This is a genomic window from Pseudomonas sp. P4795 (assembly GCF_048822895.1).
Lineage (GTDB): Bacteria > Pseudomonadota > Gammaproteobacteria > Pseudomonadales > Pseudomonadaceae > Aquipseudomonas.
Genome location: NZ_JBMFBT010000001.1, coordinates 852228 through 867900, shown reverse-complemented (window position 1 = coordinate 867900; position 15673 = coordinate 852228). Strand labels below are relative to the sequence as shown.

At 63.3% G+C, this 15673-nt stretch carries 2 protein-coding genes; both read left to right on the top strand.

Annotation, left to right across the window (positions count from 1 at the left end; translation table 11 throughout):
- The first annotated feature begins 6 nt into the window (after window positions 1-6).
- Window positions 7-6537 carry an amino acid adenylation domain-containing protein gene (locus ACOI8A_RS03800; protein WP_420648753.1) on the top strand — a complete coding sequence of 2177 codons (6531 nt, stop codon included), beginning with the start codon at window positions 7-9 and terminating at the stop codon, window positions 6535-6537.
- The gene (locus ACOI8A_RS03795; RefSeq protein ID WP_420648752.1) at window positions 6538-15666 is read left to right on the top strand and encodes an amino acid adenylation domain-containing protein; all 9129 of its coding nucleotides are present in this window, start codon (window positions 6538-6540) and stop codon (window positions 15664-15666) included.
- The last annotated feature ends 7 nt before the right edge of the window (window positions 15667-15673 follow it).

Below are 15673 nucleotides of genomic sequence, written 5' to 3'. Positions count from 1 at the left end.
CACGGCATGCAGGAGTTGATTGAATCGGTAGGCGCGCTTTCTCCCGAGAAACGCAAGGCGCTGGCGATTCTACTGGGCAAACAAGGGGTCAATCTCTATGGCATCGCCCCGGTTTTCCGGCGCGGCGCCAGTGAGCCCCTGTTGCTTTCCTATGCTCAGGAGCGGCAGTGGTTCCTCTGGCAAATGGAGCCGCACAGCGCGGCCTATCACATTCCGACCGCGCTGCGTCTGCGTGGGGCGCTGGATCTGCCAGCCTTGCAGGCCAGCGTCGCGGCACTGATCGAACGGCACGAAAGCCTGCGTACCGGGTTCGTGCTCGACGAGCAGGGCAAAGTCTTGCAGACGATCCATGCGCCGTTCGAACTCGCGTTGGCGGTGCAGGATGTGCAAGGCATTGATGAGGCGGCGTTGAAAGCGCTGATTCAGGAGGAAATCGCTCAGCCGTTCGACTTGCTGCAAGGCCCGTTGCTGCGCATTCGCGTGTTGCGTCTGGGCGCCGACGAGCATGTGTTGGTGGCAGTGCAGCACCACATCGTGTCTGACGGCGTGTCGATGCAAATCATGGTCGATGAGCTGATCCAGTTCTACGCCGCATGCAGTCGCGGTCAGGCCGTGGCATTGGCGCCACTGCCGATCCAGTACGCCGACTACGCGTTGTGGCAACGCAGCTGGATGGACGCGGGCGAGCGCGAGCGGCAACTGGCGTACTGGACCGACCGCCTCGGCGGCGAGGCCTCGGTGCTCGAATTGCCGCTGGATCATCCACGGCCGGCCGGCCAGAGTTTTCGCGGTGGCAGCCTCGACATCAGCCTGCCGTCGGCTTTGAGCCAAGGCTTGCAGGAGGTGGCGCGGCGCGAAGGCGTGACCTTGTTCATGCTGTTGCTGGCGTCGTTCCAGACGTTGTTGCACCGCTACAGCGGCCAGAATGATATTCGTGTCGGCGTGCCGATTGCCAACCGCAATCGCAGCGAAACCGCAGGCTTGATCGGCTTCTTCGTCAACACTCAGGTGTTGCGCGCGGAACTCGACGAGCAGCTGCGTTTCAGCGATTTTCTGCAACAGGTCAAGCAACATGCACTGGGCGCGCAGGCGCATCAGGACTTGCCGTTCGAGCAACTGGTCGAAGCGCTGGCGCCGACCCGCAGTCTGAGCCGCAGCTCGCTGTTTCAGGTGATGTTCAATCACCAGACCGCCGCCGTGGCCGCACACAAATCGCTGCAAATGCCCGGGCTGAGCGTCGAGCCGGTGAGCTGGGACAGCCACACCGCGCCGTTCGATCTGACCCTCGATACCTACGAATCCGCCGCTGGCCTGAGTGCTTCGCTGGTGTACGCCAGCGATCTGTTCGACGCCGCGACCATCAGCCGTATGGCAGATCACTGGCAGCGTTTGCTCGGCGGCATCGTGGCCGACAGCAACCAGCGTATCGGCGAGTTGCCGATGCTCGGGCGTGAAGAGTTTACGCAGCTGCAACTCGACAATGCACTGGCGCCGATGGATCTGCTGCCGGTGCATCAACGTTTTGCGCGCATCGCGGCAACTCAGCCGCAGGCGCTGGCAGTACGTTGCGCCGAGTTGCAACTGAGCTTCGCCGAGCTGGACGTTCAGGCCAACCGCCTGGCACAGCGCCTGCTGCTTGAGGGTGTCGGGGCGGAAGTACGCGTCGGTATCGCATTGCCGCGCAGCCCGCAGATGCTGGTGGCAATGCTTGCGGTGCTCAAGGCGGGCGCGGCGTATGTGCCGCTGGATGCCAGTTATCCGCGTGAGCGGCTGGCGTACCTGATCGCGGATTCGGGGATTGCCTTGCTGCTCAGCGACTCGACGCTGATCGACCAATTACCGCTGACTGATGGATTGCCGAGCCTGTGCCTCGACACGCTGGACACTACGACGTTTCCTGACACCGCGCCTGCCGTGGATATTCATGAACACAGTCTGGCGTACGTGATTTACACCTCCGGTTCCACCGGGCAACCCAAAGGCGTGTGCGTGGCCCACGGCCCGCTGGCGATGCATTGCCAGGCCATCGGCCAGCGCTATGCGATGAGCCCGGACGATTGCGAACTGCATTTCATGTCGTTCGCTTTCGATGGCGCGCATGAGCGCTGGATCACGCCGCTGACCCACGGCTCCAGCCTGTTGCTGCGCGATGACAGCCTGTGGACGGCCGAACAGACGTACCGCGCGATGCAGCGTCACGGCGTGACCGTGGTGGCGTTCCCGCCGGCCTATTTGCAGCAGTTGGCCGAGTTCGCCGAAATCGACGGCAACCCACCGAACGTGCGCATTTACTGCTTCGGCGGCGACGCCGTGCCCAATGACAGCTTCGAGCGCGTGCGCCGCGCCTTGGCCCCGCAACACATCATCAACGGTTATGGCCCGACCGAAACCGTGGTCACGCCACTGCTGTGGAAGGCCGATCGCGACACCGCGTGCGGCGCAGCGTATGCGCCGATCGGCCAACGCGTGGGCGAGCGCAGCACCTGGGTGCTCAGCGCGCAACTGCATCCAGTGCCGCAAGGCGTGGCCGGCGAGTTGTACCTGGGCGGCTACGGCGTGGCGCGCGGTTATCTGGATCGTCCGGCGCTGACTGCCGAACGTTTTGTGCCGGATCCGTTCGGCGAGCCGGGTGCGCGTCTGTATCGCAGCGGCGATCAGGTGCGCCTGCGCGCTGACGGCGTGTTCGACTATCAGGGGCGGGTCGACAATCAGGTCAAGGTGCGCGGTTTCCGCATCGAACTGGGCGAAATCGAAGCGCGTCTGATGGCCCTCGACTCGGTGCGCGAAGCGGTGGTGCTGGCGCAGCAAGGGCCGAACGGCGCGCAACTGGTGGGCTACGTGGTCGCCGCGCATGCCATCGCCGACAGTCAGCACAACGCCTGGCGCGAACAGATTCGCGCCAGCCTCAAACATAGCCTGCCGGACTACATGGTTCCGGCGTACCTGATGGTGCTCGAGCAGATTCCGCTGACGCCCAATGGCAAGGTTGACCGCAAGGGCTTGCCGCAACCCGACGCCAGTCTGCTGCAGCAAACCTATGTGGCGCCGGTGACTGAGCTGGAGCAGCAGACCGCACAGATCTGGGCCGATGTGCTCAAGCTGGAGCGGGTCGGCATGACCGATCACTTCTTCGAACTCGGCGGCCATTCGTTGCTGGTCACGCAAGTGCTGTCGCGCGTGCGTCAGGCCCTGCAACTGGACGTGCCGCTCAAAGCCTTGTTCGAACACAGCAGCCTCGGCGCGTTCTGCGGCCATCTGGCGCAGGCAGCAAACGCTGCGCAACAACCGGCGCTGGTGGCGCTGCAACGCGGGGCGCCGCTGGCGTTGTCGTTCGCGCAGGAGCGTCAGTGGTTCCTCTGGCACATGGATCGCAACAGTTCGGCGTACCACATTCCCACCGCGTTGCGCCTGCACGGGCCGCTGGATCGCGCGGCGCTGCAACGCAGCTTCGACAGTTTGATCGAGCGTCACGAAAGCCTGCGCACCTGCTTCCTGCAAGATGCCGACGGCACTCGCCAATTGATTCTGGCGCCGTTCAGCCTGGCGATTGAATGCCAGAGCCTCGCCGCCGACAGCGATGACGCTGCGCTCAAGGCGCGGGTCGAGGCTGAAATCAGCCGGCCGTTCGACTTGCACCAAGGGCCGCTGCTGCGTGCCACGTTGCTGCAACTGAGCGCCGAAGATCATGTGCTGGTGTTGATCCAGCATCACATCGTCTCCGACGGTTGGTCGATGCAGTTGATGGTCGATGAGCTGATCCGCCTGTACGCCGGCTACTGCCGTGGCGACGCGCTGCAGTTGCCGGCACTGCCGATTCAGTACGCCGACTATGCCGTGTGGCAGCGGCAGTGGATGGCGGCGGGCGAGCGTGAACGACAACTGGATTACTGGCTGACCCGGCTCGGTGGCGAGCAACCGGTGCTCGAGCTGCCGCTGGATCATCCGCGCCCGCCGACCCAGAGTTTGCGCGGTGGACGCTTTGAACTGGCGCTGGACGCGACCCTCAGTCAAGCCCTCAACGAGGTGGCGCGCCGTGAAGGCGTGACGCTGTTCATGCTGTTGCTGGCATCGTTCCAGACCTTGCTGCACCGTTACAGCGGCCAGGACGACATCCGCGTCGGGGTGCCGGTGGCCAACCGTAACCGGGTGGAAACCGAAGGCTTGATCGGCTTCTTCGTCAACACTCAGGTGATGCGCGCTGACCTCTCTGGCGGCATGACCTTCAGTGCGTTGTTGCAACAAGTCCGCCAGGCGGCGCTTGGTGCCCAGGATCATCAGGATCTGCCGTTCGAGCAACTGGTGGAAGTCTTGCAACCGGAGCGCAGCCTGAGCCGCAGCCCGCTGTTCCAGGTGATGTTCAACCACCAGGCGCAAACCCGTCGCAGCACGGCACTCGCGCAACTCGACGGTTTGCAGATCAGCGAGGTCAACTGGGACAGCCTGATGGCGCAGTTCGACCTGACCCTCAATACCGAAGAATCAGCCGACGGCATCTGCGCCTCGCTGGTGTATGCCGCCGACCTGTTCGACGCCGCGACCATTGCGCGCATGGCCCAGCACTGGCAGGCGTTGTTGCGCAGCATCAGTGCACAGCCGCAGCAATTGATCGGTGAGTTGCCGATGCTCGGCCAGCCGGCCATTCAACACAGCCTCAGACAATGGAACCCGGCACCGCGCAGTTTTCCTGTGCAGCAAGCGCTGCACCATTTTATCGAAGCCCAGGCGCACAAGGCGCCAGAGGCGATTGCCGTGAGCCTTGGCGAGCAGCAACTGAGCTATGGCGAACTCAATCGTCGGGCCAACCGGCTGGCCCATGGGTTGATCGCGCGCGGTGTTGGCGCGGATGTGCTGGTAGGGCTGGCGGCCGAGCGGTCGCTGGAGATGATTGTCGGCCTGCTGGCGATTCTCAAGGCTGGTGGCGCTTATCTGCCGCTGGACCCGCAATACCCCGCCGAACGTTTGCAGTACATGATCGAGGACAGTGGCATTGCACTGTTGCTGGCGCAGCCCGGTGTGCTTGATCACGTCGCGGTCGGCGCGCACGTCACTCGCCTGTCGTTCGCTGACGGCGCCCAAGGGCAGGCGGACAGCGATCCGCAAGTCAGCGTCGATCCGGCCAATCTGGCCTACGTGATTTACACCTCCGGCTCCACCGGCAAGCCCAAAGGCACGCTGCTCAGCCACGCCAATGCGTTGCGCCTGTTCGAGGCCACGCAAGACTGGTTCAACTTCGGCGCGCAAGACTGCTGGACGCTGTTCCATTCCTGCGCGTTCGACTTCTCGGTCTGGGAAATCTTCGGTGCATTGCTGCATGGCGGGCGTCTGGTGATCGTGCCGCAGGACGTCAGCCGCTCGCCACAGGATTTCTACCAGTTGCTGTGCCGCGAGCAGGTCACGGTGCTCAATCAGACGCCGTCGGCGTTCAAGCATTTGATGCAAGTCGCCTGCGAGTCCTCGGCGCAGCTGCAACCGGCGCTGCGTTACGTGGTGTTCGGTGGCGAGGCGCTGGAGGTCAAAAGCCTGCGACCGTGGTTCGAACGCTTCGGCGACAGCGCGCCGCAACTGGTGAACATGTATGGCATCACCGAAACCACCGTGCACGTCAGCTACCGTCCGCTGTCGCTGGCCGATCTCGACAACGCGGTCGGCAGCCCGTTGGGCGCGCCGATAGCAGACTTGTCCTGGTACGTGCTGGATGCCGACCTCAACCCGGTGGCGCAGGGCTGCATCGGTGAGTTGCACGTGGCCGGCGCCGGTCTGGCGCGCGGTTATCTGAACCGCGCCGATCTGAGTGCCATGCGTTTTGTGCCCAACCCGTTCAGCGCCGAGGGTGCGCGGTTGTATCGCACCGGCGATCTGGCGCGTTACTGCAGCGATGGGCGCATCGAATATGCCGGGCGTATCGATCACCAGGTGAAGATTCGCGGGTTCCGCATCGAACTCGGCGAAATCGAAGCGCGCCTGCTCGCGTTGCCGGGCGTGCGTCAGGCCGTAGTGCTCGATCAGCCGGGTGTCGGCGGCGTGCAACTGGTGGCGTACATCGTTGCGGCGCAAGCACCGGAGCCGATTGAACAGGCTGCCTGGCGCGAACAGATCCGCCACAGCCTGCGCCAGGATCTGCCGGACTACATGGTCCCGGCGCACCTGTTGCTGCTCGACCAATTACCGCTGACCGCCAACGGCAAACTCGACCGCAAGGCACTGCCGACGGCGGATGCCAGCCTGGCGCAGCAAGCCTACGTGGCGCCCGTGACTGAGCTGGAGCAACAGGTCGCGGCGATCTGGGGCGATGTGCTCAAACTCGATCAGGTCGGCCTGACCGACAACTTCTTTGAATTGGGAGGTCACTCCCTGCTGGTGATAAACATCGTGTCGCGCATTCAACTTGAACTCGGCAGGACGCTGCTCCCGCAAACCATTTTCCAGCACCCGGTGCTCGGCGATCTGGTGGCGCAATTGCAAGGTAACGGTGAACAGGTCACGGCCTCGAAACTGAGCCTGCTCGAAGACCTCCTCGACGAAATGGAGGACGCGTGAATGGACATTAACGTCGCCACGCGGATTGCCCGCCGTTTCATCACCCTGCCGCTGGAGAAGCGTAAGGAATACCTTGGCAAGATGCTCGCCGAGGGCGTGTCCCCGGCCAACCTGCCGATTCCCGAAGTGCAATCGGCTTTCGACAGCGTTGCGTTGTCGTACGCCCAGGAGCGCCAGTGGTTTCTCTGGCAACTGGAACCGGACAGCGCGGCTTATCACATTCCGATGGCCCTGCGCTTGCGCGGCCAGCTCGATGTGCCGGCGCTGCAACGCAGCTTCGACAGCCTGATCGAACGTCATCAGACCCTGCGCACGGTGTTCGTCCACGACGGCCAGCGTCCGCAGCAGGTGCTGGTAGAAGCTGCAGGCTTGAGCATCGTGCAGCAGAATCTGCCGGCCGATACTGCCGACAGTGAGCTGCAACGGATGATCGAAGCCGAGATCCAGCAGCCGTTCAACCTGGCCGATGGGCCGTTGCTGCGGGTCAAGTTGCTGCACCTGGGGGCGGATGAGCATGTGCTGATTCTGATCCAGCACCACATCGTGTCCGATGGCTGGTCGATGCGGGTGATGGTCGATGAGTTGATCGGTCTGTACGCCGGTTTCAGCAGCGGCACGCCGACCGCATTGCCGGCGTTGCCGATTCAGTACGCCGACTATGCGCTGTGGCAACGCAGCTGGATGGAGGCAGGTGAGCGTGAGCGGCAACTGGCGTATTGGCTCGAACAGCTCGGCGGGGAACAACCGGTGTTGGAGTTGCCGCAGGACCGCGCGCGGCCGGCAGTGCAAAGCTATCGCGGCGCGCGGGTCGACCTTGAACTCGACGCTGATCTGAGCCGTGGTCTGCACGCCATCGCGCGCCGTGAAGGCGTGACGCTGTTCATGGTCTTGCTGGCGGCATTCCAGAGCTTTTTGCACCGTTACAGCGGTCAGGGCGATATCCGCGTCGGCGTGCCCAACGCCAACCGCAACCGCACCGAAACCGAAGGCCTGATCGGCTACTTCGTCAACACCCAGGTACTGCGCGCACAGCTGGAACCGCGCCTGCCATTCACGGCGTTGTTGCAGCAGGTCAAACAGGTGGCGCTCGGCGCGCAAGCGCATCAGGAGCTGCCGTTCGAGCAATTGGTCGAAGCTCTGGCGCCGGAGCGCAGCCTGAGCCGCAGCCCGCTGTTCCAGGTGATGTTCAACCATCAGACCGCCAGCCGCGAGCAGGGCGCGAACGCTTCACTGGCGCAGTTGCAGGTCGAACCGATGACCTGGGACACCCATCAGGCACAACTCGACCTGACCCTGGAGACGCACGAATCGGCCGACGGCATCGGCGCGTCGCTGATCTACGCCACAGATCTGTTCGACGCCGCGACCATCGAGCGCATGGGCCAACATCTGTTGGCGCTGTTGCACGGGATTGTTGCGCAGCCAGAGCAAGTCATCGGCGAATTGCCGATGCTCACCGCGCAACAACGCCAAGTGATCTTGCACGACTGGAACGCCACGGCTGTCAGTTACCCGCTGACCTCCAGCGTCCAGCAGTTGATCGAAGCGCAAGTCGCGAAAACCCCGGACGCTCCGGCGCTGGCGTTTGGCGACACGCATCTGAGCTATGCACAACTTAATGCCAAGGCCAATCGCCTCGCGCATCGTCTGATCGAAAGTGGTGTCGGCCCCGAGTCGCTGGTGGGCATCGCCGTCGAGCGTTCGATTGAAATGGTCGTCGGCCTGCTGGCGGTGCTCAAGGCTGGCGGTGCTTATGTACCGCTGGACCCGGAGTACCCGCAGGATCGCCTGCGCTACATGATCGAAGACAGCGGCGTGCAGCTGCTGCTGACGCAAGCGGCGCTGCTCGCCAGCCTGCCGCTGACGGACAACGTCCAGACCCTGGCGCTGGATCTGCTCGGTGAGTTGGAGGCGTATCCGTGCAGCGATCCGCAAGTGCCGGTGGATGGCGAAAACCTCGCCTACGTGATCTACACCTCGGGTTCCACCGGCAAGCCCAAGGGTGCCGGCAACCGCCATTCGGCGCTGACCAACCGTTTGTGCTGGATGCAGCAGGCCTATCAGTTGGGTGCCGCTGACAGCGTGCTGCAAAAGACCCCGTTCAGCTTCGACGTGTCGGTGTGGGAGTTTTTCTGGCCGCTGATGACCGGCGCGCGACTGGTGGTTGCAGCACCGGGTGATCACCGCGATCCGGCGACGCTGGTGGCGCTGATCAAGCGTGAACAGATCACCACGCTGCACTTTGTGCCGTCGATGTTGCAGGCCTTCCTGCAAGATCGCGACGTGTCGACTTGCCATAGCCTCAAACGCATCGTGTGCAGCGGCGAAGCGTTGCCGGCCGATGCGCAACAGCAAGTGTTTGCCCGACTGCCGCTGGCCGGTCTGTTCAACCTCTACGGCCCGACCGAAGCCGCCATCGACGTGACGCACTGGACGTGCGTGGAGGAGGGCCGCGACAGCGTGCCGATCGGTGCGCCGATTGCCAATCTGGCGTGCTTCATCCTGGACGACGAACTGCAGCCGGTGCCGGTCGGTGTGCTCGGCGAACTGTATCTGGCCGGCGCCGGTCTGGCCCGTGGTTACCACCAGCGCCCGGCGCTGACTGCCGAACGCTTTGCGGTCAGCCCCTATGGCGATGGCCAGCGGATTTATCGCACTGGCGATCTGGCGCGGTATCGCGACAACGGCGTGATCGAGTACGCCGGGCGCATCGACCATCAGGTCAAGCTGCGCGGCTTGCGCATCGAAATGGGTGAGATCGAGGCGCGTCTGCTCGAACACGAGGCCGTGCGCGAAGCGGTGGTGCTGGTGATCGACGGCAAACAGTTGGTGGCGTACGTAGTGCTGGTCGACGAAAGCCCTGACTGGCGTGAAGCACTGGCCGCGCATGTGCAGCAACAATTGCCCGAATACATGGTGCCTACGCAATGGCTGGCGCTGGCGCAAATGCCGCTCAGCCCCAACGGCAAACTCGACCGCAAGGCTTTGCCGAAACCCGATGCGAGTGTCGCGCAGCAGCAATATCTGGCGCCGGACAACGCCATGGAGCAGCAACTGGCCGAGATCTGGCAATCAGTGCTGGGCCTGGAGCAGGTCGGCGTCAGCGACAATTTCTTCGCCCTCGGTGGCGATTCGATCATCTCGATTCAAGTGGTCAGCCGCGCCCGTCAGGCCGGGCTGCATTTCACGCCCAAGGATCTGTTCCAGCATCAGACCATCCGCAGTCTGGCGACGGTGGCCACACTCGGTGACGGTGGGGTGCGCATCGACCAGAACCCGGTGACCGGCAGCACGCCGATGCTGCCGTTCCAGCAGTTGTTCTTCGCCACCGAGATTCCCGAGCGGCATCACTGGAACCAGTCATTGCTGCTGAAGCCTGCGCAAGCCCTGCACGGCGAAACGCTGGAGCAAGCGCTGCAAGCGCTGGTGCGTCATCACGACGCCTTGCGCCTGACGTTCAAGCAGAACGCCGATAGCTGGCACGCCGAACACCGCGCAGTCACCGATCAGCAAGACTTGTTGTGGCAAACCGCGCTGAATTCGGCCGATGAAGTCGAAGCCGCCTGCGAAGAAGCCCAACGCAGCCTCGATCTGCACCACGGCCCGCTGTTGCGCGGCATGTTGCTGAGCCTGGCCGATGGCAGTCAACGCCTGCTGCTGGTGATCCATCACCTGGCGGTGGACGGCGTGTCGTGGCGCGTGCTGCTGGAGGATTTGCAAGACGCCTACCGCCAGATTCAGGCCGGGCAAGCGCTGAAGTTGCCGGCCAAGACCAGCGCCTTCAAGCACTGGGCCGAAGGCTTGCAGGCGCACACGGCGAATCTCGTCGGTGAACTGAGCTTCTGGCGCGAACAACTGCGCGACGCCCCGCTGGACTTGCCGCGCGACAACCGCGACGGTCGTCTCGACAACAATCAGGCGCTGAGCGTGCGCACGCAACTGGACAAAGAACTCACACGCAAACTGCTGCAACGCGCTCCGGCGGCCTATCGCACCCAGGTCAATGATTTGCTGTTGACGGCGCTGGCGCGGGTGATCTGCCGCTGGACCGGTGACGCCTCGACGCTGATCCAGCTCGAAGGCCATGGCCGCGAAGAGCTGATCGACGGTATCGATCTGAGCCGCACCGTGGGCTGGTTCACCAGCCTCTATCCGGTGCGCCTGACTCCGCAGGCGCCACTCGCCGAGTCGATCAAACAGGTGAAGGAACAACTGCGCGCGATCCCCAACAAAGGCCTGGGTTTCGGCGCCTTGCGTTACCTGGGCGATGACGCGACCCGCGCGGCGCTGGCCGCGGTGCCGGATGCACGCATCACCTTCAACTACCTCGGGCAGTTCGACAGCCAGTTCGACGAGGCTGCCTTGTTTGTGCCGGCAGCGGAAAGCGCCGGGCGCGAGCAGAGTCCGTTGGCCCCACTGAGCAACTGGCTGGAAGTCAGTGGTCAGGTGTACGGCGCCGAGCTGAAACTGAGCTGGACCTTCAGCCGCGAAATGTTCAACGAGGCGACCATCCAGCGCCTCGCCGATGACTACGCCATTGAGCTGGCAGCGCTGATCGAGCATTGCTGTGCGCCGGGCAACAGCGGCATCACGCCGTCGGACTTCCCGTTGGCGAGCCTGAACCAAGCGCAACTCGACGGCTTGCCGCTGGCAGTGGCCGAGATCGAAGACATCTATCCGCTGTCGCCGATGCAGCAGGGCATGTTGTTCCATACCCTGTCCGATGATGGCGATGATCTGTACATCAACCAGATCAACCTGCCGGTCGACGGCATGGATCCGGAACGCTTCCGCCGCGCTTGGCAACATGTGATTGGACGGCATGCGATTTTGCGCACTTCGTTCCACTGGCAGGGCGGGCAGACTTCGCCGATTCAAGTGGTGCAGCACCATGCCGAAGTCGATCTGCAGGTCATCGACTGGCGTGGTCAGGACATCAGCGCGGAGCGTCTGGCCGAGCGTGCACGTGAAGAACGCGCGCGCGGTTTCGAGCTGCACCGTGTGCCGTTGCAGCGGTTGTTGCTGATCCGTACCGGCGAAGACAGTCATCAACTGGTCTGGACCAGCCATCACATCCTGATGGACGGCTGGAGCAGCTCGCAGCTGTTCGGCGAAGTCTTGCAGCATTACGCAACCGGCGAGGTCGTCGGCGACAGCGGCCGTTACCGCGATTTCATCGAGTGGCTGCAAAGCCAGGATCAGGACCGTCTCGAACAGTTCTGGCGCGGTCATCTGCAAACCCTGGCCGAGCCGACTGCGCTGAGCCAGGCGATGCACCCGCGTCACGTTGACACCACCGCGGGCCACGAAGCGCTGTACACCAACTGGGACGCGCAGCAGACCAGCCGTCTGCAACACCATTGCCGCGCCCATGGCATCACCGCCAACACTCTGATTCAGGGCGCGTGGCTGCTGGTGTTGCAACGCTATACCGGACAAAGCAGCGTGGCCTTCGGCGCGACGGTGGCCGGGCGTCCGGAAGGGCTGGCGAATGCCGACAGCATGCTCGGCCTGTTCATCAACACCCTGCCGGTGATCCAGACCCTGCAACCGGCGCAGCGTTTGAGCGACTGGCTGGCGCAGTTGCAGGCCTACAACCTCGATCTGCGCGATCACGCACATGCGCCGCTGGCGGATATTCAGCGCTGGTCGGGGCAGGGCGGGCAGATGCTGTTCGACAGCATCATCGTGTTCGAGAACTACCCGATCGACCGCCGTCTGGAAGAAGCCAAGGGCGGCCTGCGTTTCGGCGCTTCGGCCAACCATGACGTGACCAACTTCCCGATGGACCTCGCGGTGCATCTGAACGAAGAGCTGTCCATCGAGTACCTGTTCCTGCGTGATTGCTTCAGTGTCGAAGCGGTGCAGCGCATCCGCGAGACCATGGAAATCACCCTGCAAGCGATGCTCGACACGCCGCACGAATACCTCGGCAACCTGCAACGTCTGGCCCCGCAGCAACTGCAAGCCTTGCAGCAGTGGGGTGGTGAACCGGCGCAATCTGACCAGCGCGAATGGTTGCCGCTGATGATCGCGGAACACGCGCGCATTCGTCCGCAGGCCAGTGCCGTGGAATGCGCCGGTGAACGGCTGAGCTACGGCGAACTCGACGCCCGGGCCAATCGTCTGGCGCGGCACCTGATCGCCAATGGCGCGGGTCCCGAAGTGCTGATCGGCGTGGCGCTGGAGCGTTCGCTGGACATGCTCGTGGCGCTGCTCGCGGTGTTCAAGAGCGGTGCTGCGTATGTGCCGCTGGACATCGATTACCCGCGTGATCGCCTGGCCTTCATGATTGAAGATTCGGGCATGCGCCTGATGATCAGCCGCGGCCAGGTGGCCGAGCGTTTACCTTTGTCTGACGGACTGGCTTTGGTCGATCTGAACGCGTTCGACGCCAATGCCTGGCCGGACACGGCGCCGCCGGTGCAGGTCAGTGAAGACACCCTGGCCTATCTGATTTACACCTCCGGTTCCACCGGGTTGCCCAAAGGCGTGGCCGTCACCCATGGCCCGCTGAGCATGCACTGTCAGGCGATTTGCCAACTGTATGAAATGGATCAGACCACGCGTGAATTGCACTTCATGTCGTTTGCCTTCGACGGTGCCCATGAGCGCTGGCTGACCACTCTGGCGTTCGGCGGCACGCTGGTGCTGCGTGACAACGAATTGTGGACGCCGGAGCAGACCACGCATGCCTTGCAGACCCTGGCGATCGACATCGCCTGCTTCCCGCCGGCGTATCTCAAACAAGTCGCCGAGTATGTGCAGGCCAGTGGTTTGAGCGCACCGCAAGTACGCATCTATTGCCTGGGCGGCGATGCCGTGCCGGAGCAGACCCTGCAACAGGTGCGCAGCATTCTGCGCCCGCAATACATCACCAACGGTTACGGGCCGACCGAAACCGTGGTCACGCCGATGCTCTGGAAAGCGCCCAACGATGAAGCCTGCGCGGCGGCCTATGCGCCAATCGGGCGAGTGGTCGGCCAGCGTTCGCTGTGGGTGCTGGACGATGATCTCAATCCATTGCCGGCGGGGTTGTCCGGGCAATTGCACATCGGTGGCTATGGGGTTGCCCGTGGTTACCACGGTCGTCCTGCGGTCACTGCCGAACGCTTCGTACCGGACCCGTTCGGTGCGCCGGGCAGTCGTCTGTATCGCAGCGGCGACCTGGTGCGCCTGCGTGATGACGGCGTGATGGATTACGTCGGCCGCGCTGACCATCAGGTCAAGGTGCGCGGTTTCCGTATCGAGCTGGGCGAAATCGAAGCCTGCCTGCGTTTGCAGGAAGGCGTGAGCGACGCGGTGGTGATTGCGCGTGACGGCGTCTCCGGCAAGCAATTGATCGGTTACGTGGTGTGTGACAGCGATGATGAGGTGCGCACTGTCGAACGCCTGAAGACCGAATTGCGTGCACGTCTGCCGGACTACATGGTGCCGGCGCAGATCATGTGCCTGACGCGCATGCCGATTTCACCCAACGGCAAACTTGATCGCAAGGCCTTGCCCGAGCCGCAGTTTCAGGTTGAGCAATACGTGGCGCCGCGCACCGAGGAAGAAGCCCTGCTGGCGCAGATCTGGGCCGAGGTGCTGCAAGTCGGACAAGTCGGTTTGACCGACAACTTCTTTGAGCTGGGCGGCGACTCGATTCTCAGCCTGCAAGTGATTTCGCGGGCGCGTAACCACCCGCAACTCAAGCTCGATCTGAAGCTGCGTGATCTGATGCGCTACCAGACCATCGGCAATCTGTTCGATCAGCAGGTGGTCAACCGCGCGGCCGAGGAGCAGGTGCAGGTGGTGCGTGCAGGCGCATTCCCGCTGATCCCGATTCAGCAGTGGTTCTTCGACGAAGAAATGAACGCGCCGCACCACTTCAACCAGGCCCTGATTCTGCGTTCGCGGCAGTCGCTCGATGCGCAGGCACTGGAAAAAACCCTGATGGCGATGCTGGTGCAGCACGATGCGCTGCGTCTGCGCTTTGTCCGCGAAGGTGGGGTCTGGACTCAGCATTATCAGAGCCTTGAGGAATGCCAACAGCAGGCGCAAAACGCGCCGTTGCTGTGGGTGCACGAGGTGGCCGACAAGGATGAACTGGAAGTGCTCGCCAACCAGGCGCAGCGCAGCCTGAATCTGGGAACGGGGCCGCTGGTTCGCGGCTTGCTGGCAACGTTGCCGGACGGCGAGGCGCGGCTGTTGCTGGTGATCCATCACTTGGTGATCGACGGCGTGTCGTGGCGGGTGCTGTTGCAGGATCTGCAAACCGCCTACGACGCTTATTGCCTGGGCGAGGAGCCGCAATTGCCGGTGCGCTCCAGCAGCTTCCGCGACTGGGCCGAACACCTCAGCGCACACACGCGCACGCTGATCGACGAGGAACTCGATTACTGGCTGCAAACCCTCGACCAGCCGGGCAAGGAAATGCGCTGCGACAACCCGCGCGGGAAAAACCTCGTGCGGCATCGCGCCGAAGCGGTGATGAATCTTGATGAAACCTTCACCGCCAGCCTGCTCAAACAGGCACCTGCGGTGTACCAGACGCAGATCAACGACCTGTTGCTGACTGCGCTGGGCCGGGTGCTGTGCCGCTGGAACGATGAACAGTCGGTGCTGGTGCAACTTGAAGGGCATGGCCGTGAAGATTTGTTCGAAGACCTCGATCTGAGCCGCACCATGGGCTGGTTCACCAGCATGTTCCCGGTGCGTCTGGCGCCGGGTGCGAGCGCCGACATCGGCGCCTCGATCATGACTGTGCGCGATCAATTGCAGAGCCTGCCGAACAAGGGCGTCGGCTACGGCGCGCTGCGGCACATGGCGGGTGCGCAGATCGGCCAGCGTCTGGCGGCATTGCCGCAAGCGCGGGTGACGTTCAACTATCTCGGGCAGTTCGACCAGAGCTTCGACGAGCAGGCGTTGCTGGTTCCGGCCGATGACAACATCGGCGACAGCTACGACATGGACGCCGGCATGGCCAACTGGCTGGAACTGGTCGGCCAGGTGTACAACGGCCGCTTGGCGTTCCGCTGCATCTACAGCACCCGACGCTACCGCACCAGCACCGTCGAACGTTTGATGGATGACTATCAGCGCGAGCTGCAAGCCCTGATCGACCACTGCCTGGCGCAGTCGGCCTGAACCCTTT